Below are 23,890 nucleotides of genomic sequence, written 5' to 3' on the forward strand. Positions count from 1 at the left end.
CGGCGACGATGCATACGGGAAAAGTTTGCAATCGTGCTCGAACATACGCGTGTCGAATCGCGTTACGTATGAAAGGTGCGGATGACGCATCGCGCAAGCAATATAGCGTTTCCCAGGCCGATTCGACAAACCGTAAGCTGCGATGCCCGAAATAACGCCACATCGGCGAGCCGGTTAAAATCGCTGCAACATTGCCGCCCCTATCCTCCGAATCGCTGCCGATCAATACGATGAATGTCCTTCCGCAAGTCCTGCGCAATCGCCCGCATATGACGGTCGGCATCGCGGTGGGCATCGTGCTCGGCGCGCTCGCGCCCGTGGCGATACGACCCGTGGCGCGCGTGCTGGTCGGGTGGGACGCCGCGATCTGGACCTACCTCGTGCTGATCTGGATTCACATGGTGCGCGCCAGCGAAGAGAACGTGCGCCACAACGCCCAGCGCGAAGACCAGAACGCCGGCACGGTGCTCTTTCTCGTGTGCACGGCGACGGTCGCGAGCATCGTCGCCATCGTGCTCGAGCTCGGCACCACCAAAGATCTGAACACGGCGTCGAAGGTGCTGCATTCGGTGCTCACGGGCCTCACGCTGATCGGCGCGTGGTTCCTCATTCCCACCATCTTCACGCTGCACTATGCACGCGTGTACTACGGCTCCGATCCCACCGCGCCCGCGCTCGCGTTCCCCGACCACAAGCTCAAGCCGAATTACTGGGACTTCCTGTATTTTTCCTTCACGATCGCGTGCGCGTCACAAACGGCCGACGTCGGGCTGCGCGGCCGCAACGCGCGGCGCGGCGTGCTCGCGCAATCGATACTCTCGTTCTATTTCAACGTGGCCGTGCTCGGCCTGTGCGTGAACATCGCCGCGAGCATGGTGGGGAATTGAGCGCCCCTGGGCGTGAACGAGCACCCAAACTCCCCTAAGCGCCGGCAAATACCGATAACGCCACTAGCCGCCTGAAGCGCGGCCTTGCACCGCCGCGCGCCGCCAAGGGCGGCCAGCCACGCCCCAACGGCCCCGAACGCCACTACACGCCATCGCACACAGCCTCGGGCACATGCCTTGCTGATTCTCGCCGGTGCCCGGACACCGCGTGCAGCCTGCGTGGGTTCCGGTTTGGCTCCGGCCAGCTATTGCACTACTCTGAACAGGGCGTGCCGCGCGTATTGGCGTATCGGTATTGCGCAGCCCGCTCCGGCAGCCCACGGGCAACGTGATCGCAACCGGTGTCACATCGGCCTTGCATCCACGTCGCCCGACGAATCTGGAAACGACCGATGGAAGCTCCCAACGCCTATGCGCCGCGGATCTATTTCGTTCATTCCGTCCTCGTCGGAGCGCTCGACGCGTGGCCTGCGCAATTTGCGCATGCCGCGTCACTCGGCTTCGACCATGTACTGATCGGCGCGCTGTTCGTGCCGGGCGCCTCGGGCGACGAGCGCATCGTCGCCGATCACACTCGCTTGCATCCCGCCTTCGGCACGCAGGAGCACGTGGACGACGCGCTGCGCCTGCTCGCGGCCGCCGCGCGCTCGCGCGGCATCACGCTGCTCGCGGACCTCACGCTCGACCGCACCGCCGCCGACGGCAAGCTCTACACCGAGCATCCCGAATGGTTCCACCCGTTCGAGCCCGAGGACGCGCGGCTCGATCCGCGCCACGGCCATCGCGACGCGAACGTCGCCTATGCCGACTTCGCGCGCGCGGGCGCCCCGCTCGCGGTCTGGTGGACGCAGCTCGCGAGCCGTCTCGCCGATGCGGGCATCGGCGGCTTTCGCATCGACTCGCCGCATCGCGCACCGGCGAACGTGCTGCGCGCGATCTTCGACGCGGTGCGGGCGAGCCATCCGCAAACGCGCTGGCTCGCGGCCACGCCCGGCCTCGCGCGCGAGGACCTCGTGCAACTCGAGGACGCGGGCTTCGATGCCGCGTTCACGTCCTTGCGCTGGTGGGACTTCTCGTCGAGCTGGCTCGTCGAGGAGCATGCGGTCATGCGGCGCGTGGGCTCGCCCATCGCGTTCCCCGAGGCGCCCTATGGTCCGCGCCTCGCCCACGACCTCGAAGGCGCCGGCGATGCGCGCGCCGTCGAGCGCGCCTATCGACGCATGCTGCGCGCGGCGGCGGCGCTCGGCACGGGCTGGCTCGTGCCGATGGGCTTCGAATACGGCATGGACGAAGCGATCGGCCACGGCGCTCACACTGACCACCGCGCGGGGCCCGCGCCGGGCGCGCACACCTGGGAGGCCGCGAAAGCGCGCGCGCCGCTCGATCTTTCCGCCGACATCGCGCACGCCAACGCCTTGCAGCGCGAGACGTGGACGCTGCAGACCAACGGCGAGCTGCGCGCGCTCAACGGTCCCGGCGCGCCCGTGGCGGCCCTGCTGCGCGGCGACCACGCCGATTTGCGCGAATCCGGCGAAGCGCTGCTCACGCTCGTCAATCCTTCGCTCGCCGCGCCCGTGCGCGTAAACATGGCGCGCCTGCTCGACGGCGTGCCCGGCGGCTTCACGCGTTTCTCGCCGCTCGATGCGCAGACGCTGCGCGGCGCTCGCACCACGCAAGGCACAAGCGCAAGCGCGCCTCGCGACGCGAGCGCCGTGCCCGAGACCTTCACGCTGCCCGCGGGCGCCTGCTGGATGTTCAGCGCGCTCGCGAGTCCCATGGTCGCGCTCGCGCCGCCCGAGGACCTCGCGAAGTCGCCCACGAGCGGCCACAAGAGCGTGCTCGACGCCATTGCCGCGCCGCGCATCGCCATCGAGAGCGTGTCGCCCTCGGTCGATCATGGCCGCTTCGTGGCCAAGCGCGTCGTGGGCGAGCGCTGCGAGGTGCGCGCCGCGATCTTCGCCGAAGGCCACGACCGCATCGACGCGGCCTTCCTCTGGCGTTGCGTCGACGAAACCGCCTGGCACGAAGCGCCGATGAAGCCGATGCCGCCCGCGGGCACCGACTTGTGGAGCGGCCACTTTCCGCTCGAACGCGTGGGCCGCCACGAGTTCGTCGTGATCGCCTGGCGCGACGACTTCGCCTCGCTCGTCGACCATTTGCTGAAGAAGCGCGCGGCGAATCAGCCCGTCGATCTCGAGCTCGAAGAAGCGAGCCGTCTGCTCGCGCTCGTGCTCGCGACCACGGAAACGTCGGACGCCGGTGACGAAGACCATGCGCGCACGCGCACTGAGCACGATGGGCTCGAGGCGATCGTGAAGCGCTTCATCGGCGCCGATACGGAAACGCGCTGCGCGCTGCTCGCCGCGCCCGCGACGGCCGCCGCCGTGCGCGCGGCGCGCCATCGCCCGTTCCTCGCGCGCGACACGCAGGTGCCGCGCGTGGACGCCGAACGCGGCGCCGCGCGCTTCGCGAGCTGGTACGAGATCTTCCCGCGCTCGATGAGCGACGACGAAGCGCGTCACGGCAGCTTCGACGACGTGATCGCCAAGATGCCGCGCATTCGCGAAATGGGCTTCGACGTGCTGTACTTCCCGCCCATTCATCCGATCGGGCTCGCCAACCGCAAGGGCCGCAATAATTCGCTCACCGCGCAGCCCGGCGACGTGGGCAGTCCCTACGCGATCGGCGCGGCCGAGGGCGGCCACACCGCCGTGCATCCGCAACTCGGCACGCTCGACGATTTCCGCCGCATGGTGGCGGCCGCGCACGAAAACGGCCTCGAAATCGCGCTCGATTTCGCGATTCAATGCTCGCCCGATCACCCGTGGCTCAAGGCGCATCCGGGCTGGTTCGCCTGGCGGCCCGACGGCACGCTGCGCTACGCGGAGAACCCGCCGAAGAAGTATCAGGACATCGTCAACCCCGAGTTCTACGCGCACGATTCGAAACCCGATCTATGGCTCGCGCTGCGCGATGCGATCCTGTTCTGGGTGGACCAAGGTGTGCGCATCTTCCGCGTCGACAATCCGCACACGAAGCCGCTGCCGTTCTGGGAATGGATGATCGGCGACGTGCGCGCGCGGCATCCCGACGTGATCTTCCTCTCCGAGGCCTTCACGCGCCCGCGCCTGATGTACCGGCTCGCCAAGATCGGCTTCTCGCAGTCGTACACGTACTTCACGTGGCGCGAGTCCAAGCGCGACTTCATCGACTACCTCACGGAGCTCACGCAAACCGAGGTGCGCGAGTTCTACCGGCCCAACTTCTTCGTCAATACGCCCGACATCAACCCGCGCTATCTGCAAGGCGGCGCGCGTTCGAGCCATCTGATACGCGCGGCGCTCGCGGCGCTGCTCTCGGGCCTCTGGGGCGTGTACAGCGGCTTCGAACTGTGCGAAGCGCGCGCATTGCCCAACAGCGAAGAATATATGGACTCCGAAAAATATCAGTTGCGCGCGTGGGACTGGGACCGGCCCGGCAACATCGTGCCCGAGATCGCGGCGCTCAACCGTATCCGCCGCGCGAATCCCGCACTGCAGACGCATCTGGGCATCACCTTCCTGCCCGCGCACAGCGACGCGATTCTGTGCTTCGAGAAAGCCACGCCCGCGCGCGACAACGTCGTGGTCGTGGCGATCAACCTCGACGCATTCGCCGAGCAAGGCGCCGACTTCGAGCTGTCGTGGGCGACCTTCCAGCACTGGCAGATCGACGATCACGCGCGCCTTGCCGTCGTGGACGAAATCACGGGCGAGCGTTTCGAATGGCAAGGCCGCTGGCAGCACGTACGGCTCGATCCCCACGCGCGGCCGTTCGCGATCTGGCGCATCGCACCCATCGACGGCCTGCCACGCGAGGCGCCACCGCCCGAGGCGGCCGACGAGCACGTAGAAGGCCACCCCGAACTGGACCAGGACTTCCCGCCCGGAGGAGCGACATGAAACGCGATCCCGCTTCCCACGAGACGCCGCCGCAGGCAGAAGCACCGGTCACGCACGATCCGACCGCGGCCCAAACCGACGCCCACGACGCCCATGACGAGCAAGAACGGCATGGCGCGCAAAAGCGCGGCAAACCCTCGCTGCTTTCCGACGACCCGCTCTGGTACAAGGACGCGGTCATCTATCAGGTGCACGTGAAGTCGTTCTACGACTCGAACAACGACGGCGTGGGCGATTTCCCGGGCCTGCTCGCGAAGCTCGACTACATCGCGTCGCTGGGCGTGACGGCGATCTGGCTGCTGCCGTTCTATCCCTCGCCGCGCCGCGACGACGGCTACGACATCGCCGACTACCGCAACGTGCATCCCGACTACGGCCAGCTCGCCGACGTGCGCCGCTTCATCCAGGAGGCGCACGCGCGCGGCATCCGCGTGATCACCGAGCTCGTCATCAATCACACATCGGACCAGCATCCGTGGTTCCAGCGCGCGCGGCGTGCGAAGCCCGGCTCGAATCACCGCAACTATTATGTGTGGTCCGATACGGATCAGAGGTACCAGGGAACGCGCATCATCTTCATCGACACCGAGCCGTCGAACTGGACGCACGATCCCGTCGCGGGCGCCTACTACTGGCACCGCTTCTACTCGCACCAGCCCGACCTCAATTTCGACAACCCGGCCGTGCTGCGCGAAGTGCTGCACGTGATGCGCTTCTGGCTCGACATGGGCATCGACGGGCTGCGTCTGGACGCGGTGCCCTACCTCGTCGAGCGCGAAGGCACCAACAACGAGAACCTGCCCGAGACGCATGCGATCCTCAAGCAGATTCGCGCGACCATCGACGAGCACTATCCCAACCGCATGCTGCTGGCCGAAGCGAACCAGTGGCCCGAGGACGTGCAGGAGTATTTCGGCCAGGAAGACGAATGCCACATGGCGTTCCACTTCCCGCTGATGCCGCGCCTCTACATGGCGATCGCGAGCGAGGACCGCTTCCCGATCATCGACATCATGAAGCAGACGCCGGATCTGCTGCCGAGCTGCCAGTGGGCCGTGTTCCTGCGCAATCACGACGAGCTCACGCTCGAAATGGTTACGGACTCCGAACGGGATTATCTGTGGAACACCTATGCGAGCGACCGGCGCGCGCGGCTGAATCTCGGCATCCGGCGCCGCCTCGCGCCGCTCATGGAGCGCGACCGCCGCCGCATCGAGCTCATCAATTCGCTGCTGCTTTCGATGCCGGGCACGCCCGTGATCTATTACGGCGACGAACTCGGCATGGGCGACAACATCCATCTCGGTGACCGCGACGGCGTGCGCACGCCGATGCAATGGTCGTCCGACCGCAACGGCGGCTTCTCGCGCGCGGACCCCGAGCAACTGGTGCTGCCGCCGCTGATGGGCTCGCTCTACGGCTACGACGCCATCAACGTGGAGGCGCAGTCGCGCGACCCGCATTCGCTGCTCAACTGGACCCGGCGCATGCTCGCCACGCGCCGCGCGAGGCAAGCCTTCGGGCGCGGCACGATCCGCTTCTTGCGGCCCGCGAATCGCAAAATCCTCGCGTATCTGCGCGAGATGCCGGGCGAACCCCCGATCCTCTGCGTGGCGAATCTCTCGCGCGCGCCGCAGGCGGTCGAGCTCGATCTTTCCGAATTCGCGGGCACGGCGCCCATCGAGATGACCGCCGATTCGGTGTTCCCGTCCATCGGCCAGTTGCCGTATCTGCTGACGTTCCCGCCCTACGGCTTCCTGTGGTTCCTGCTGTGCCCGGGCGAACAGCGCCCCTCATGGAGCCAGCCGACCTCCGAGCAACTGCCCGAATTCGTGACCGTCGTGATTCGCGCGGGACAGACGGGGGCCACGCCCGAAAACGTGCGCCTGCTCGAATCCGAGGTGCTGCCCTCGTGGCTCTCGCGGCGGCGCTGGTTCGCCTCGAAGGACAAGGCGCTGCGCGGCGTGCGGCTCGCCGCGCTCACCACCATCCACGGCGCGGGCTTCGCGTTCACCGAGATCGAGGCAGAACTCGCGGACGGCACGACCGAGCGCTACGTGCTGCCCATCGCCATCACCTGGGGCGCGGACACCACCACGCCGCTGCACATCCAGCTCGCGCTCTCGCGTGTGCGGCGCGGGCGCACGATCGGCTACCTCACCGACGCATTCTCGCTGCCATGGTTCGCCTATGGCATGTTGCGCAAGCTGCGCGAGCGCGCGGCCGTGCCCACGGTGCAAGGCAGCACGATCCGCTTCGAGCCCACCGACAAACTCGACGAAATCGATCTTGGTGATGAACCCGAAGTACGCTGGCTCGCCGCGGAGCAGAGCAACAGCTCGCTCATCGTGGCGGAGACCATCGTGCTCAAGCTCGTGCGCCGCCTGATCGCCGGCGTGCATCCCGAAGCGGAAATGAGCCGCTACCTCACGAAGCTCGGCTACGCGAACACCGCGCCGCTCTATGGCGAAGTCGTGCGCGTGGACCCGCAGGGCGTGCCGCATACGCTCGCGATCCTGCAGGGCTATATCGACAATCAAGGCAACGCGTGGGACTGGGCGCTCGATTATCTGCGCCGCACCGTCGACGAACTGGCGCTCGCCACCGACGACGGCGACACCGGCGACCAGGCGCACGAAGAAGAGGTGATGCAGAACTACGCCGCCGTGATCGGCGCGATCGGCAAGCGGCTGGGCGAGTTGCATGCCGTGCTCGCCACGCCGACCGACGATCCGGCTTTCGCGCCCGAAGCCGCCACGCGCGATGACGTGGCCCAATGGATCGCCGATACGAAAAAGCTACTCGCCGAAGCGCTCGACATCGTCGCGCAGCACACGAGCGAAAATTCGCATACGCTCGACGACGACACGCGCGAACTCGCGCGCAGCCTGGTCGAGCGCCGCGACCTGCTGATGGCCAAGGTCGACGAACTTGTGCCGCTCGACGCATCGACGCTGCGCATCCGCATTCACGGCGACTTCCATCTGGGCCAGGTGCTCGTGGCCAACGGCGACGCGTGGCTGATCGACTTCGAAGGCGAGCCCGCGCGATCGCTCGAATATCGGCGTGCCAAGCAATGCTCGCTGCGCGACGTTGCGGGCCTGCTGCGCTCGCTTTCCTATGCGGGCGCCGCCGCGCAATCGAGCACGGAAAGCGCGCCGCAGCAGATCACCGAGCGCAAGCACGCGCTGTTCGAGCGGTTTCGCGGCTACGCCGCCGAGACTTTCCTGAGCCAGTATCGCGCGGCCGTCTCGCAAGCACCGCTCTCGCTCGTGAGCGCCACGCACGAGCAGGCGCTGCTCGACCTGTTCCTGATCGAGAAGGCGGCCTACGAGATCCGCTACGAGGCCGCCAACCGGCCGAGCTGGCTCGCGCTGCCGATCCGCGGACTGGCCGCGCTCGCGAGCCGCGTGCTCGGTCTCACGCCAACGCAGACGCATCCGCATACGGGAGGAGGCGGACATGGCTGAACGCACCCCCGACGCCGGCCTGCATCACCACGACATCGATACGCTCCTCAACGGGCGGCACGCCGATCCCTTCGCGCTGCTCGGGCTCCACTGGGTCGACGGTGCGCCCTACGTGCGTGCGTGGCTGCCGAACGCCACGCAGGTTCGCGTGCTCGCGCGCGACCGCGCGCATACGCTCGCCGAGCTCACTCGCGTGCATCCGGCCGGGCTGTTCGCCGGTGCGCTCGCGGAGGTCGTGCCGTACCGGCTCGAGATCGACTGGCATGGCGTGACTCAGGAAATAGAGGATCCCTACGCATTTGGTCCGCAGCTTTCGCAAGACGCGCTGCACCGGCTCGCCGACGGCGACCCCTACGCGGTGCTCGAATGCCTGGGCGCACGCCCGCTTACCTGCGAAGGCGTGCCCGGCGTGCGGTTTGCCGTGTGGGCGCCCAATGCGCGGCGCGTCTCCGTGGTGGGCGACTTCAACTCGTGGGACGGCCGCCGCCATCCGATGCGGCTGCGCCACGAAGCCGGCGTCTGGGAGCTGTTCATTCCACGCGTGGCCGCGGGCGCGCGCTACAAGTACGAGATTCTCGGCGCGCGCGGCGAGGTGCTGCCGCTGAAGGCCGATCCCTGCGCGTTCCAGGCCGAAGCGTCGCCGGCCACCGCGTCGGTGGTCGCGCCCGTGGACGCGCTCGACCACTTCGACTGGCACGACGGCGAATGGCTGCACGCGCGCGCGCAAAGGCAGAATGCGCGCTCGGCGATGTCGATCTATGAAGTGCACGCGCCCTCGTGGCTCCCCACGCATGGCGCGGACGCCCCCGCGCCCGACTGGCAAGCGCTCGCGGAGCGCCTGATTCCCTACGCGCAGGGCATGGGCTTCACGCACCTCGAACTGCTGCCCATCGCCGAACATCCGTTCGGCGGCTCGTGGGGCTACCAGCCGCTCGGGCAATTCGCGCCCACGGCGCGCCTTGGCTCGCCGCTCGACTTCGCGGCCTTCGTGGACCGCGCGCACGAGGCCGGGCTCGGCGTGATCCTCGACTGGGTGCCCGCGCATTTTCCGAACGACGCGCACGGCCTCATCGACTTCGACGGCACCGCGCTCTACGAGCACGCGGACCCACGCGAGGGCTATCACCCCGACTGGAACACGATGATCTACAACCTCGGGCGCCGCGAGGTGAGCGCGTTCCTGATCGCCTCGGGGCTCGCGTGGCTGCTGCGCTATCACGTCGACGGCCTGCGCGTGGACGCCGTGGCCTCGATGCTCTATCGCGACTACTCGCGCGCGCAAGGCGAATGGGTGCCGAACATCTACGGCGGCCGCGAGAATCTCGAATCGATCGCGTTCCTGAAGCGCCTCAATCACGAAACCCAGTACGTGCCGCAGCGTCCCGGCGTGATCACCATCGCCGAGGAATCGACGGCCTGGCCCGGCGTCACCGCGCGCCCCGAGGACGGCGGCCTCGGCTTCCAGTTCAAATGGAACATGGGCTGGATGCACGACACGCTGCATTTCATGCACGAAGACCCGATCCATCGGCGCTATCACCATCACGAGATGACCTTCGCGATGGTCTATGCGTGGTCCGAGCGCTTCGTGCTGCCGCTTTCGCACGACGAAGTCGTGCACGGCAAGGGGTCGCTCCTCGGCAAGATGCCGGGCGACCGCTGGCAGCGCTTTGCGAACCTGCGCGCGTACTTCGGCTTCATGTGGGCGCATCCGGGCAAGAAGCTGCTGTTCATGGGCGGCGAGTTCGGGCAGATGGCGGAATTCGACCACGACGGCACACCGCACTGGGATCTGCTCGACGACTCGCTGCATCGCGGCGTGCAAACGCTGGTACGCGACCTCAACCGGCTCTATGCCGAGGAGCCCGCGCTCCACGCGCTCGACACGGAGCCGGGCGGCTTCGAATGGCTCGTCTCCGACGACAGCGAAAACAGCGTGCTCGCGTGGCGGCGCGTGGACGGCTCGGGCCGCGAGATCGTGGTGGTGTGCAATTTCACGCCGCTGCCGCGCCACGGCTACCGGATCGGCATGCCGCAGCCGGGCCAGTGGGAGGAAGCGCTCAATACCGACGCCGAAGTCTACGGCGGCTCGAATCTGGGCAACGGGGGCCTCGTTTGCACGGAGCCCGTGCAAAGCCACGGCAAGCCGCAATCGGCGGCGATCGTGCTGCCGCCGCTCGGCACGCTGATACTGCGTCTGCGCCGCTAGGGTCCGCCTGCCTATGAGCACTTCGGCAAATAATCAGGAATCCGATGCAATACAAGAAGCACGAGAAGGAGCATCGACATGGCTAACGGCCAGCCCGAGCGGCTGCTGCCGGGCAAGCCCTACCCGCTGGGGGCGACGTGGGACGGGCTCGGCACGAACTTCGCGGTGTTCTCGGCGCACGCGTGGCGCATCGAGCTGTGCCTGTTCGACCCAACCGGGCGCAAGGAGCGCACGCGCTACACGCTGCCCGAATGCACCGACGAAATCTGGCACGGCTATCTGCCGGGCGCGCATCCGGGCACCGTCTATGGACTGCGTGCGCACGGCCCCTATCAGCCGCATCACGGCCATCGCTTCAATCCGCACAAGCTGCTGCTCGATCCCTACGCGAAACGGCTCATCGGCCAGTTTCGCTGGTCGGACACGCTCTACGGCTACCGCGTGCATTCGAACCGCGCCGACCTCTCGCTCGACCGCCGCGACTCGGCGCCCGCGATGCCCAAAGCCGTGGTCAGCCACGACGCCTTTGACTGGTCGCGCGACGTGCGCCCCAATACGCCGTGGGGCAAGACCGTCATCTACGAAACGCATCTGCGCGGCGTCTCGATGATGCGTCACGACCTGCGCTCGCATACGCGCGGCACTTTCGCGTCGCTGGCCGCACCGCGCTTCATCGAGCATCTGCACAAGCTCGGCGTGACCGCCGTGGAGCTGCTGCCCGTGCAGGCGCTCCTGACCGAGCGCTTTCTGTTCGAGCGCGGCCTGCGCAACTACTGGGGCTACAACACGGCCGCCTGGTTCGCGCCCGAGCCCTCGTATCTCTCGGGCCACGACCCCGACGAAATGCGCATCGCCGTGCGCCAGCTTCACGCGGCCGGCATCGAAGTATTTCTCGACGTGGTCTACAACCACACTTGCGAAGGCGGCGAAGTCGGGCCCACGGTCTCGTGGCGCGGGCTCGACAACGCGAGCTACTACCGCTGCGTGCCAGGCGACGAACGCCACTTCATCAACGACACCGGCTGCGGCAACACGCTCAATCTCACGCATCCGCGCGTGCTGCAGATGGTGGCCGACTCGCTGCGCTACTGGGTGGGCTCTTATGGCATCGACGGCTTCCGCTTCGACCTGGGCGTGACGCTCGGGCGCGAGGCGCACGGCTTCGACGCGGCCAGCGGCTTTTTCGACGTGCTGCGCCAGGACCCCGTGCTCTCGCAGGTCAAGCTGATCTCCGAGCCGTGGGACGTGGGGCCGGGCGGCTATCAGCTCGGCAATCATCCGCCGGGCTTCGCCGAATGGAACGACCGCTTTCGCGACAGCGTGCGGCGCTACTGGCGCGGCGACGCGGGCCAGCGCGCCGATCTCGCGGCGCGCCTCACGGGCTCCGCCGATCTCTTCGACAAGCGCACGCGCCGCCCCTGGGCCTCGCTCAATTTCGTGACCTCGCACGACGGCTTCACGCTCGCCGACCTGGTTTCATACGACCATAAGCATAACGAAGCGAATGGCGAAGACAACCGCGACGGCCACAACGAGAACTGGAGCGCGAACTGGGGCGTTGAAGGTCCGACCGACGATCCGTCGATCCTCGACACGCGCGCGCGCGTCGCGCGCTCGACGCTCGCGACGCTGTTCATCGCGCTCGGCACGCCGATGCTGCTCGCCGGCGACGAGACCGGCCGCACGCAGCACGGCAACAACAACGCCTACTGCCAGGACAACGAGATTTCGTGGCTCGACTGGACGCTTGCCGCCACGCCGCAAGGCGAAGCGATGACCGCGTTCGCCGCGCGCGCGATCGCGCTGCGCCGGGATCATCCCTTGCTGCGGCAGACACAGTTCCTGTTCGGCGACCGCGACGTGCTGCCCGGCGTGCACGACATCGACTGGTTCGACGAACATGGCGAGCCGCTTTCGCCCGAAGCCTGGCAGGACCCCGAGGCGCGCGCTTTCGCGGTGCGGCGCGCGGGGCCAGGACTCGACGGCGAAATCGAAGTATTGTTGATGATGCTGAACGCCTCTGCGCACGCGGTGACGTTCACGGCTGCTGCGCCGCCGCTCGCCTGGTTCGTGCTGCTCGACAGCGCGCATCCCGGCGAGCCGCCGCACGCGTTGCCGGGCATGAGCGTGGAAGTCGCCGCGCACGCGCTCGTGGTACTGGGCGCGCGGCCCGCGCGCCACGGCGAAGCCGCCGCGATGCACAGCCCAGCGAACGCTCCGGCGAGCGATCCAGTGCAAGGCGGCGAGCCACCGCCGCCCGACCCGCGCCGGCCGGGCACCACGCACGCCGACCCAGGCGCAGACGAAGACCGCTGAACAGGACTCCAGGAATCGGCCATGGCCCCGCTTTCGCATGATCCGCACGTCCGCCATTACATGCATTGCCTGCCGTTCGGCGCGCAGTTGACGGGCGCCGCGCACGCGCAACCGTACACGCGCTTTCGCTTCTGGGCGCCCTCGTGCAGCGCGGTCCAGGTGGTGTTCGAAGACCCGGCCTGCGCGCCGCTCGACATGACGCCCACCGGCAACGGCTGGTACGAAGCCCAGGCGCCGTGCGGCTCAGGCACGCTGTACCGCTATCGCATCGGCGAGGAACAACTCGTGCCCGACCCCGCTTCGCGTTTTCAGCCCCAAGGCGTGCACGGCCCGAGCGAGGTGCTCGACGCGCGCGGCTATGCGTGGCAGCACACGCACTGGCAGGGGCGCCCCTGGGAAGAGACCGTGCTCTACGAGCTGCACGTGGGCGCGCTTGGCGGCTATCGCGGCGTCATGAAGCGGCTGCCCGCGCTCGCCGACATCGGCATCACCGCCATCGAGCTGATGCCGCTGAACGACTACCCGGGCGAGCGCGGCTGGGGCTACGACGTGGTGCTGCCCTACGCGCCGCACGCGGCCTACGGCACGCCCGACGAACTCAAGGCGCTCGTCGATGCAGCGCATGGCCTTGGCCTGCAGGTCTTTCTCGACGTGGTCTACAACCACTTCGGCCCCGACGGCAACTGGCTCGGCCACTACGCGAAGCCGTTCTTCAAGGCGGACAAGCACACGCCCTGGGGCGACGCGCTCGATTTCGGGCGCCCCGAAGTGCGCGACTTCTATAGCGACAACGCGCTCTACTGGCTCACCGAATACCGCTTCGACGGCCTGCGCATCGACGCGGCGCACGCCATCGACGACCCCGATTGGCTGCGCGAGCTCGCCGATCACGTGCACGCGCGCGTGGAGCCTGACCGCCACGTGCACCTCGTGCTGGAAAATGAGCATAACGAAGCAAATCTGCTGGAGACGCACTTCGACGCGCAATGGAACGACGACGCGCACCATGCGCTGCACGTCATGCTGACCGGCGAATCGGAGGGCTATTACCGCGCCTTCACCGACGACCCCATCCGCAAGCTCGCGCGCGTGCTCGGCGAAGGCTTCGCGTACCAGGGCGACCCCTCGCCCGTGCATGAAGGCAGGCCGCGCGGCGAGCCGAGCGCGCACCTGCCGCCCACCGCGTTCGTGATGTTCCTGCAGAACCACGACCAGATCGGCAACCGCGCGCTGGGCGAGCGCCTGCGCGCACTGAGCGACGACGGCGCGCTGCGCGCGGCCACGGCGCTGCTGTTGCTTTCGCCGCAGATTCCGCTGCTGTTCATGGACGAGGAATACGGCTCGACGCAGCCGTTCCAGTTTTTCACCGCGTTCGAAGGCGCGCTCGCCGATGCAGTGCGCGAAGGGCGCCGCAAGGAATTCGCGGCGTTCAGCGCGTTCCACGACGCGGCGCAGCGCGCGCGCATTCCCGATCCGAACGACTTGCAGACGTTCGTGAATTCGTCGCCGCCTGCCGATGCGCCGCCCGACGACGAACGGCTCGCGTGGATGCACTTCTACAAGTCCGCGCTCGCGGTGCGCGCGCATCTGCTGATGCCGCGCCTGCACGGTGCGCGGCCGCTCGGCGCCACCGTGCTCGCCGACGAAGCCGGCAATGGCGTGAATGCGCTCGTCGCGCGCTGGCGTCTCGCCGACGGCGAGACTTATACGATCGCGCTGAACCTCGGTCACGACGGCGTGCGGCTCGGTTCTCAGTCCGATTCGCAGCCCGAAGGCATGGTCGTCTTCGAGACGCCCGAGCGCGCGCGCGATTTCACCGACAACGGCGTGCTGCCCGAAAGCGCCTGCGTGGCGTGGCTCACCGGCGAAGTGCCCGAGTACGCGCTGCATCACGATGCGCGCGTGGTGCGGCGCGAGGAGCCGCTCGCATGACCACCGCACGCCGCAGCGAGACGCTCGCGGGCCTCGCGCAACGCGCGGGCTTCGAGGTCGAATGGACCGACGCGCGCGGCCTCGTCCAGCGCGTGCCCGACAGCACGCTCGTCGCGCTGCTCGAATGCGCGGGGCTGCCCTGCGCGAACGCCACGCAGATGCGGCACAGCGCGTCGGCGCTGAACGCGGAGCAGTCGTCGCGCCGCCTGCCGCCGCTCATCACCGCCGAATACGAGAGCGCGATCGAGCTGCCGTCTTCGGCGGTGCGCACGGGCAGCCACTATCGCATCGACCTCGAAAACGGCGAGCACATCGAGGGCCGCTTCACGGCGCCGCGCGACGCGCCCGCGCTGCTCGCGCCGCTCTCCGAGCCCGGCTATCACACGCTCACGGTCCACGATCACCGCTTGACGATCGCGGTCGCGCCGCCGCGCTGCCATACGCTCGACGACGCATGGCGCGCACTGCATAGCAGCCATCAAAACGAAAGCTGCGGCGCAGCACGCACGCCGCCGCTCTGGGGCATCGCCGCCCAATTGTATGGACTCCGACGCAATGGCGATGGCGGCATCGGCGACTACAGCGCACTGGCCACGCTCGCCACGCAGAGCGCGCGGCACGGCGCCCATGCGCTCGCGGTCAGCCCCACGCATGCGATGTTCAGCGCCGTGCCTGGGCACTTCAGTCCGTACGCGCCCTCCTCGCGGCTCTGGCTCAACGTCGCGCATATCGACCCCGCCGCCGTGTTCGGCGCGCAGGCCGCGCACGATGCGTGCGTCGCGGCCCAGGCCGGCGACCTCTGGCGCGAGCTCGAAGCGCTGCCGCTCATCGACTGGCCGCGCGCGGTGCCGCTCAAGCTCAAGGTGCTGCGCGTGCTCTTCGATCGTTTCGACAGCACCGAGCGCGCCAGCCACTCGCCGCGCGCGGAGGCCTTCGAGGCGTTCTGCGCGCGCGGCGGCGAAGCGCTAGAAGATCACGCGCGCTTCGAAGCGCTCCAGGCCGCCATGCTCGAAGAGCCCGGCGGCCCGCGCCACTGGCAGGACTGGCCCGCGCCCTTGCGCGACCCGCGCAGCGCGGAAGTCGCGAGCTTCGCCGCGGCGCACCGGCGCGAAGTGGACTTTCACCGCTTCCTCCAGTGGCTCGCGGCCGAAGGCCTCTCGCGCGCGCAACGCGAGGCGCGCGAAGCGGGCATGGCGGTCGGACTCGTCGCCGATCTCGCCGTGGGCTGTGACGGCGCGGGCTCGCAGGTCTGGGCGCAGCCCGACGATATGCTGCAGCGCGTCTCGGTGGGCGCGCCGCCCGACCTCTTCAACCAGGCCGGACAAAGCTGGGGCCTCACCACCTTTTCGCCGCGCGCGATGCACAACACCGGCTTTCGCGCCTTCATCGAGATGCTGCGCGCCGCGTTCACGCACGCGGGCGGCGTGCGCATCGACCATATCCTCGGCCTGCGGCGCCTGTGGCTCGTGCCCGCCGGCGAAAGCGCGAAGCACGGCGCGTATCTGCGCTATCCGTTCGACGATCTCGTGCGGCTCATCGCGCTCGAATCGTGGCGGCACCGCGCGATCGTGATCGGCGAAGACCTCGGCACCGTGCCGCCGGGCTTGCGCGAACGGCTCGCCGCGCACGGGCTCTATGGCATCCGCGTGCTGTGGTTCGAGCGCAAGGGCGGCGCGTTCCTCGCGCCCGCGCGCTACGACCCGCACTGCGTGGCCACCACCACGACGCACGATCTGCCGACCGTCGCGGGCTGGTGGAGCGGCGCCGACATCGACTGGCGCAACCGCATCGGGCAAACACTGGCGCGCACGGACGGGCGCGACGCCGTCGCGCTCGAGCACACCCAGCGCGCCGCCGACCGCGCGGCGCTCTGGCTCGCGCTCCAGGAGACCGGCTTCGCGCCGCGCGACGCCGCCGAGCCGCCGCCCGACAACGCGCCGGTGGAAGGCGCGCTCGGCTACGTGGCCGCGAGCGCGAGCCCGCTCGTGACCTGCCCGCTCGAAGACCTGCTCGGTCTCGCCGATCAACCGAACCTGCCGGGCTCGATCGACGAGCACCCGAACTGGCGCCGGCGCCTGTCGCTGCCCGTCGACGCCGTGTTCGCCGATGCTGCGTTCGCCGCGCGCGTCGAGGCCGTCGTGCGGGCGCGCGCGGGCGCGATGGCGGATGAAGCGGGCGGTGAGACGAGCGGCGTTGCCGCCGGCAGTTCGGGTAGCTCCGGTAGTTCGGGCGACTCCAGCAACTCCGGCGGCCCCGCCAGCCCAGGCGGCGCGCCCGCCGCCCCCTCCACCCGGTCCGTGCCATGAGCCACCCGCGCGCCACGCTGCGTCTGCAGCTTCACGAGGGCTTCACGTTCGACGACGCGCGCGCGCAGCTCGACTATTTCGCCGCGCTCGGCGTGAGCCATCTCTATCTCTCGCCCATCACGGCCTCGCAGCCCGGCTCGACGCACGGCTACGACACGGTCGACTACGGCACCGTGAGCGAGGAACGGGGCGGCGAGGCGGCGCTGCGGCGCCTCGCCGACGCGCTGCATGCGCGCGGCATGGGCCTCGTCGTGGATCACGTGCCCAACCACATGGGCGTGGGCGGCGCGCACAACGCGTGGTGGCTCGACATCCTCGAATGGGGGCGCCACAGCGCGTTCTCGCGCCACTTCGACGTCGATTGGCACTCGCCCGACCCGGTGCTGCGCGGCAAGGTGCTGATGCCGTTCCTCGGCGCGCAATACGGCGACGAGCTTGCGGCGGGCCGCATCGTGCTGAAGTTCGACGCGGCGCTCGCGCGCTTCTACGTGCAATACGGTCCGCACGTCTGCCCGATCTGCCCGACCGATTACGCGACGCTACTGCAATCGGCCGGCCATGCGGATATCGACGCGCTCGCCGCGCCATTCCAGGGCCTCACCACGCAGCCCGACGACCAGGCGCGCGCCGCCACCGCGCGCGACGCGCTGCGTGCCCATGTCGAGCGCGAAGGCACGGGTGCCATCGACGCGGCGCTGCAATCGTGGTCGGGCGCCGATCCCGCCGGGCGCGAGCGCCTCCATCGTCTGCTCGAGCGCCAGCACTTCCGGCTCGCATGGTGGCGCACCGCCGCCGACGAAGTGAACTGGCGGCGCTTCTTCGACGTGAGCGCGCTCGCGGGCGTGCGCGTGGAGCGCCACGACGTCTTCGAGGCCGTGCACAAGCTCGTGTTCCGCCTCTATGCCGATGGCGTGATCGACGGCCTGCGCATCGACCACATCGACGGACTCGCCGACCCGCGCGACTATTGCGAGCGGCTGCGTCATCGGCTCGCTTCGTTGCGCGCACAACCTCCTTGGATCGTCGTCGAGAAGATTCTCGCGCCCGGCGAGACGCTGCGCGAGGACTGGCCCGTGCAAGGCACGACCGGCTACGACTTCATGAACGACGTGGGCGCGCTGCTGCACGATCCGGCGGGCGCCGCGCCGCTCGCCGAGACCTGGGCCGCGATCTCGGGACAGGACGCGCCGTTCGCGCGCGTGGCGCTCGACGCGCGCCGCGAGGTGCTGGCCGCCTCGCTCGCGGCGGAGCTCGATCACGTGGCGCGCGCGCTCCACCGCATCGCCCGCGAGCAGCCCGCCACGCGCGACTTCACTTACGCGAGCGTGCACCGCGTGGTGGCGCAGCTCGCCATGCACTTTCCCATCTATCGCATCTATCCGGCCAATGGTCTGCGCGGCCCGGCGGACAACCCCTGGTTCGATCTCGCGCGGCAGGCGGCGCGCGAGGCGTTGCCGCGCGCGAGCCTTGCCGCGCTCGATCAGGTCGATGCGTGGCTCGGCGCGCGCGCGCCGGACTCCGAGGGCGGCAACGGCGCGAAGCCCGCGCGGGTAGCGCAGGCAGGCGGCAACGCGGCCGCTGGCTCGGGCTCGGGCTCGGCAAAGCACGCGGCGCAAAACCCTCCTGCGGCACCGCTGAGCCATGCGCTCATCGCCCAGCGCACGGCGCTCACGCTGTTCTCGCAACTCACCGCGCCGCTCGCGGCGAAGGCGACCGAGGACACGGCGTTCTATCGCTATGGCCGGCTGCTGTCGCGCAACGAAGTGGGCGCGGACCCCGACGACTTCGCGCACAGCGTGGAGGACTTCCACGCCGCCAATGCGCTGCGCCAGCGCCGCTTCCCCTACGCGCTGCTCGCCACGGCCACGCACGACCACAAGCGCGGCGAGGACATGCGGGCGCGGCTCGCGGTGCTCAGCGAAATCGCGCCCGAGTGGGGCGCGACGCTGCGCGCATGGTCCACGCTGAACCAGCCGCAGCGGCGCAACGACACGACGCCGTCGTCGTCATCGGCGGGGGCCGCGGAGGAATGGGCGCCTGGTCCCGCCGCCGAGGCAATGCTCTATCAAACGCTCGTGGGCTGCTGGCCGCCCGATCTCGACGCCGGCGACGAAGCGCGCGTGCGCGAGCTCGCCGAGCGGGTCGCGCAATGGCAACTGAAGGCGCTGCGTGAGGCGAAGCTGCGCACGAGCTGGCTCGAGCCCGACGAGGCCTATGAATCGGACTGCCAGGCATTTTTGTTCGACATTCTCGCGCCGCAGCGACGCGACGGCTTCCTCCAGGCGCTCACCGCGTTCGTGGCACGCATCGCGCCCGCGGGCGCCGTCAATACGCTGCTGCAGACCGTGCTGCGCCTGAGTTCGCCCGGCGTGCCCGACCTCTATCAGGGCACCGAGCTATGGGACTTCAGTCTCGTCGATCCCGATAACCGCCGGCCCGTGGATTATGCGTCGCGCGCGGCGGCACTCGATACGGGCGCGCCCGCCGCCAGGCTCGCGCACTGGCGCGACGGGCACGTGAAGCAGGCCGTCGTCGCGCGCCTGCTCGCGCTGCGCGCCCGCGCGCCGGAGTTGCTGCGCGAAGGCGAGTACTGGCCGCTGGAAGTGCGTGGCACGCAGGCCGCGCACGCAATAGCCTTTGCTCGCAGGCACGGCAATGCGTGGGCTGTCGTGATCGGTACACGGCACGCGGCGGCGCTGCTCGAAGGCGATCTGCCGCTCGTCGATGCCGCGCGCTGGGACGATACGGCGGTCGTGTTGCCGAAAGGGTGCCCGGCAGCGGATCTGCACGACTGGCTGAGCGACGCGACCCGCGCCGCAACACGCAATGATCAGGACAACGTGCTATATCTGCGCGACATGCTGAGCGCGCTGACCGTCGCGGTACTCTCGAATCTCGCGCCGGCTTGAGCCATGCCCCGAGCCGGCATCGAACAGGCTCAACCGCCCTCGTCCTCGAGATCCTTCGGGTACACGCGCACGAGCACGATACGCGGCCCCTTCATCTTCTTCACGACGATGTCGAAGCGGTCGAACTCCAGGCGCTGCCCTTCGGTGGGCAGATCGTTGAGCGCATGAATCACGAGGCCGCCCACCGATTCCGCGCGCCCTTCGTCGATGTCGATGCCGAGCGCCTGCTCCAGCGACACCACGGGCAGGCTGCCGCGCCCCATCAGCGTGCCGTCGTCCATGCGGGTCCAGTCGGTGTCGGCCTGATGGAATTCGTCGTGGATCTGGCCCACCAGCGCGCCGAGCAGGTTATCGAGCGTGAGAAAACCGCCCGGCCGCATGCCCTTGCGCCCGACCAGCGCGAAGTGCGGCGCGCCCTTGCGAAAGCGCCGGAACAGCGCGAGCGCGGGCGTCTCGGGCTTCACGTACTGCACAGGGCGCACGAACTTGCCGAGGTCGTCGAGCACGTGGCCCGCCTCGCGCGCGAGCAGCAGATCCTTCAGGTGGATGAGCCCGGCGACGCGCTCGCCCGAGGCATCCTCGAAGAGCGGATAGCGGCTGAAGCGATGGCGCGCGACGATCTGCATGTTCTCGGCAAGCGACAGGTCGCGGCGCAGGCCCACCATCTCGTGCGCGGGGCGCATCAAGTCCGAGACGGTCAGGCGCGAGAAGTCCAGCGAATGCGCGAGGGCGTTCCATTCGTCGGCGCTATAGGTGTTGGCTGCGGTGTTTGCGGCGCTTCCCGCGCCTGCGCCCACGGCACGCGCGGCGCTCGCAGCATGACTCGCGAAGCCATTGACGCGCGCCACGCCGCCCGCCGGCGCGGCATGGCCATTCGCGAGCGCGCGCGCATCGGCCTGCGCCGCCGCGCGACGGCTGCGCAGGATCAGCTTGAGCTCGTCGGTCGAGTAATGCGCCTCGGTGCCATGCTCCGACGAAAGGCCCGCCAGCCGCAGCACGGCATTGGCGCTCGAATTGAGCGCCCAGATGGCCGGGTACATCGTCCAGTAAAAGCCGTACAGCGGCGCGGCCGCCCAGAGCGAGATTTTCTCGGCTTCGCGGATCGCGAGCGACTTGGGCGCGAGCTCGCCCACCACGATATGCAGAAACGAGATCACGGTGAACGCGAACACGAGCGAGATGCCGTGGATCAACTCCGGCGAGCGCACGCCCAGCAGATCGAAAACCGGTTCGAGCAACTGCGCGAAGGCCGGCTCGCCGATCCAGCCGAGGCCGAGCGAAGCGAGCGTGATGCCGAGCTGGCACGCGGAAAGATAGGCGTCGAGCTGGCCGTGGACCTTGGCGAGCAGGCGCCCGCGCAAGCCGTGCTGGGTCGCGAGGCTCTGCACGCGCGTCGCGCGCAGCTTGACGAGACCGAACTCCGCCGCAACGAAGAAACCGTTGAGGGCAACGAGCAACAGCGCGCCGGCGAGAGCGATAACCTGAATCAAGAGAAGAGGCTCCGAAAAAAATCGAAGCACTCAGTATAAGGGTGAAAGAAGCTTGTAAGACGTACACGGTCCGGGCCGATCGCCGGGGCCGTGCGGCTTGTGCGGGTTGCGTGCGTATCCTGCGGCGGGGAGCCGGTGCGCGCGCGGATCGCTCAGGGTGCCGTGCGGGTGGTGTCCTCAAGCGCCGCTCAGTTTCCCCTCAAGCCCCGGTGATCGGCACATTCAGCGTGAGCGTGGCCGCTTCGCCGTCCACGAGCGGCGGCGCCTCGAAGCGCCCGCCGTGCGCCTCGGCCACGCGTTGACACAACGCCAGCACCCACGGCGCGCGCCCCGCCTCCTGCGGCTCGCGCGCCTGAGTACGGGCGAACGGTTCGAACAGATGCGGCAGCGCCTCGTCAGCGAGCGCCTCGCGATGCGCCGGCCACTGCAGCTCGAATTGGGCCGCCGTGGCCGTGACGCTCACGTCGAGCGAAACCGTCGTGCCCGCCGCGCTCGCCTCGGTGGCGAACGCGAGCATGAGCCAGAGCGCCTGCCCGATGCGCTCGCGCCCGGCGTCGAGCGTCGCGCCGGTGGATGCTTGCTGCACGGCGAGGCTCACGCCGCGCGCATCGGCGAGCGCGCGGCGCGCGTCGTCCACGGTCTCGTCGATCAGCGCATCGAGCGCGAACGGCGCGCGTTCGACGTGCAGCTTGCGCGTCTCGGCGCGCGTCGTATCGACGAGCGTTTCGAGCAAATAGACCTGCTGCTCGACGCCCGTGCGGATGCCCGTGAGCGCGCGCTGCGCGGAGGCGTCGGTGCTGTCGATCTTGCGCTCGAGCACGTAGGCCCAGCTATGGATTGCGTTGAGCGGACTGCGCAAGTCGTGCGACACGCGCGAGAGCACGTGATCGCGCATGAACAACGCGGCTTCGGCACACAGGCGGGCCGTGCGTTCGGTCGGGGTGGGTGTGGACGCCATCGAATTCCTCTTCTTTCGCCCGCCTGGAGCGGGCCGGCCCCATTATAGGCAGCGGCGCCCATCGTGGTGACGTCGTGGCGGTAGCATGGCGCGTCGCGCGCCTGGCTGCTCCGTCTCGCGCCGCTGGACGCCGAAGCCCGCGCATACGCCGTGCCCGAGAGGCGCGAAGCGCGCGGACCGGCCGTCTCGCGCGGCCTGCAAAGCGCCTACAATAGCGCTTTCCCTTTTCCGATTCAGGAGTGTTTCATGTCCATCGTGACCACCGCATCCGGCCTCCAGTACGAAGACCTGACCGAAGGCAGCGGCGCCGAGGCGAAGGCTGGCCAGACCGTCAGCGTGCACTACACCGGCTGGCTGACGGACGGCCAGAAGTTCGATTCGAGCAAGGACCGCAACGACCCGTTCGCCTTCGTGCTGGGCGGCGGCATGGTCATCAAGGGCTGGGACGAAGGCGTGCAGGGCATGAAGGTGGGCGGCGTGCGCAAGCTCACGATCCCGCCGCAACTCGGCTACGGCGTGCGCGGCGCGGGCGGCGTGATTCCGCCGAACGCCACGCTCGTGTTCGAAGTGGAATTGCTCGACGTCTGAGCACCCGCGCGCTTGCGCGCCGCCGCATCGCGCTCCCTGCATCGTTCGCCATGAATTCGCATCACCTCATTCCCGTCACCGCGCCCGGCATCGCCTTGCGCGGCTACGGCGCCGTCGAGGAAACCGATCTGCACGATTTTCACCAGATCGTGCTGGGCCTCGACGGCGAGATGGTGATGACGGTGGACGGTGTCGGCGAGCGCATCGATCAGGGTTCCGCGTGGCTGATTCCGGCCGGCGCGCGGCACGACTATGCGGGCATCGGCGAGAACCGCCAGCTCGTGCTGGACTTGCCCGCCGCCGCACTCGCGGTGCCCGAGCGGCTCTTCAAGACGGCGCGCGCGGTGCGCATCGACCCCACGCTCACGGGGCTCGTGCGCAAGATCGCGCAACGCGCCGCGCTGGCCGCGCCGCCCTCCGGCACAAGCGAACGCGCCGACACGATGTGCACGCGGCGCTTTCATTGGGACGCCTCGGCGCAACTGTGCGCGGCCGTGCTCGCACAAACGGGCATCGCGAGCAACGAAGCCTTCGAAGCCGCGGCGGGCCTCGACTTCGCCCGCATCGACCGCTGGCTGCGCGGGCATCTCGGGCAGCCGTTGCGTATCGCCGATCTGGCCGCGCATTGCGGCTTCGGCATGCGGCGCTTTCATCAGCTTTTTATCGAGGCATTCGGCGAGACCCCGCATCGCTATCTGCAGCGCCTGCGCCTCGACACCTCGCTCGCGCTGCTTGCCGAGCCGCACCTCACGCTCACGCAGATCGCGCTGGAAGTGGGCTTCGGCGACCAGAGCGCCTTCACGCACGCCTTTACGCGGCGTTTCGGCCTCGCGCCCGGGCAGTGGCGCGCGTTGCCTGCGCACTGAAGCCGCGCATTCAAGCTT

At 68.9% G+C, this 23,890-nt stretch carries 12 protein-coding genes; 10 read left to right on the plus strand and 2 right to left on the minus strand.

From position 1 onward, the window contains the following. Window positions 1-230 precede the first annotated feature (230 nt). From U5775_RS30130 to treY, 8 genes are all read left to right on the plus strand, one after another. Window positions 231-887: a DUF1345 domain-containing protein gene (locus U5775_RS30130; RefSeq protein WP_322061775.1), complete on the plus strand. Its 657-nt coding sequence runs from the start codon at window positions 231-233 to the stop codon at window positions 885-887. Window positions 888-1,279: 392 nt separating this feature from the next. Beyond that, the gene (locus U5775_RS30135) at window positions 1,280-4,828 is read left to right on the plus strand and encodes an alpha-1,4-glucan--maltose-1-phosphate maltosyltransferase (protein ID WP_322061776.1); all 3,549 of its coding nucleotides are present in this window, start codon (window positions 1,280-1,282) and stop codon (window positions 4,826-4,828) included. Then, on the plus strand, window positions 4,825-8,298 hold the full coding sequence (treS, locus tag U5775_RS30140; RefSeq protein WP_322061777.1) for a maltose alpha-D-glucosyltransferase: 3,474 nt from the start codon (window positions 4,825-4,827) through the stop codon (window positions 8,296-8,298). The genes U5775_RS30135 and treS overlap by 4 nt, the downstream gene beginning before the upstream one ends. Next, window positions 8,291-10,507 (plus strand): 1,4-alpha-glucan branching protein GlgB, encoded by a 2,217-nt coding sequence (glgB, locus tag U5775_RS30145; protein ID WP_322061778.1) that lies wholly within the window; start codon window positions 8,291-8,293, stop codon window positions 10,505-10,507. Before treS ends, glgB begins: the two co-directional genes overlap by 8 nt. 78 nt (window positions 10,508-10,585) lie before the next feature. Then, complete coding sequence (glgX, locus tag U5775_RS30150; protein ID WP_322061779.1) at window positions 10,586-12,823, plus strand: glycogen debranching protein GlgX; 2,238 nt, start codon at window positions 10,586-10,588, stop codon at window positions 12,821-12,823. A gap of 21 nt (window positions 12,824-12,844) precedes the next feature. Beyond that, window positions 12,845-14,755: a malto-oligosyltrehalose trehalohydrolase gene (gene treZ / locus U5775_RS30155; RefSeq protein ID WP_322061780.1), complete on the plus strand. Its 1,911-nt coding sequence runs from the start codon at window positions 12,845-12,847 to the stop codon at window positions 14,753-14,755. After that, on the plus strand, window positions 14,752-17,061 hold the full coding sequence (gene malQ / locus U5775_RS30160; RefSeq protein ID WP_322061781.1) for a 4-alpha-glucanotransferase: 2,310 nt from the start codon (window positions 14,752-14,754) through the stop codon (window positions 17,059-17,061). Before treZ ends, malQ begins: the two co-directional genes overlap by 4 nt. Next, window positions 17,058-19,970 (plus strand): malto-oligosyltrehalose synthase, encoded by a 2,913-nt coding sequence (gene treY, locus U5775_RS30165; RefSeq protein WP_322061782.1) that lies wholly within the window; start codon window positions 17,058-17,060, stop codon window positions 19,968-19,970. Before malQ ends, treY begins: the two co-directional genes overlap by 4 nt. 29 nt (window positions 19,971-19,999) lie before the next feature. On the opposite strand, the gene U5775_RS30170 is transcribed toward treY, so the two are convergent. Together U5775_RS30170 and U5775_RS30175 are read right to left on the minus strand one after the other, a co-directional pair. Then, window positions 20,000-21,460 carry a hemolysin family protein gene (locus tag U5775_RS30170; RefSeq protein WP_322061783.1) on the minus strand — a complete coding sequence of 487 codons (1,461 nt, stop codon included), beginning with the start codon at window positions 21,458-21,460 and terminating at the stop codon, window positions 20,000-20,002. Between the two features lie 199 nt (window positions 21,461-21,659). Continuing rightward, window positions 21,660-22,418, minus strand: coding sequence for a HAMP domain-containing sensor histidine kinase (locus tag U5775_RS30175; RefSeq protein ID WP_322061784.1), 759 nt, complete (start codon window positions 22,416-22,418; stop codon window positions 21,660-21,662). Between the two features lie 246 nt (window positions 22,419-22,664). Here U5775_RS30175 and U5775_RS30180 point away from each other — a divergent pair, with 246 nt between their 5' ends. After that, the gene (locus U5775_RS30180) at window positions 22,665-23,006 is read left to right on the plus strand and encodes an FKBP-type peptidyl-prolyl cis-trans isomerase (RefSeq protein WP_322061785.1); all 342 of its coding nucleotides are present in this window, start codon (window positions 22,665-22,667) and stop codon (window positions 23,004-23,006) included. 50 nt (window positions 23,007-23,056) lie between these two features. Then, the gene (locus tag U5775_RS30185; RefSeq protein ID WP_322061786.1) at window positions 23,057-23,872 is read left to right on the plus strand and encodes an AraC family transcriptional regulator; all 816 of its coding nucleotides are present in this window, start codon (window positions 23,057-23,059) and stop codon (window positions 23,870-23,872) included. Window positions 23,873-23,890: the final 18 nt, after the last annotated feature.

The organism is Paraburkholderia sp. J63, assembly GCF_905220245.1.
GTDB lineage: Bacteria > Pseudomonadota > Gammaproteobacteria > Burkholderiales > Burkholderiaceae > Paraburkholderia.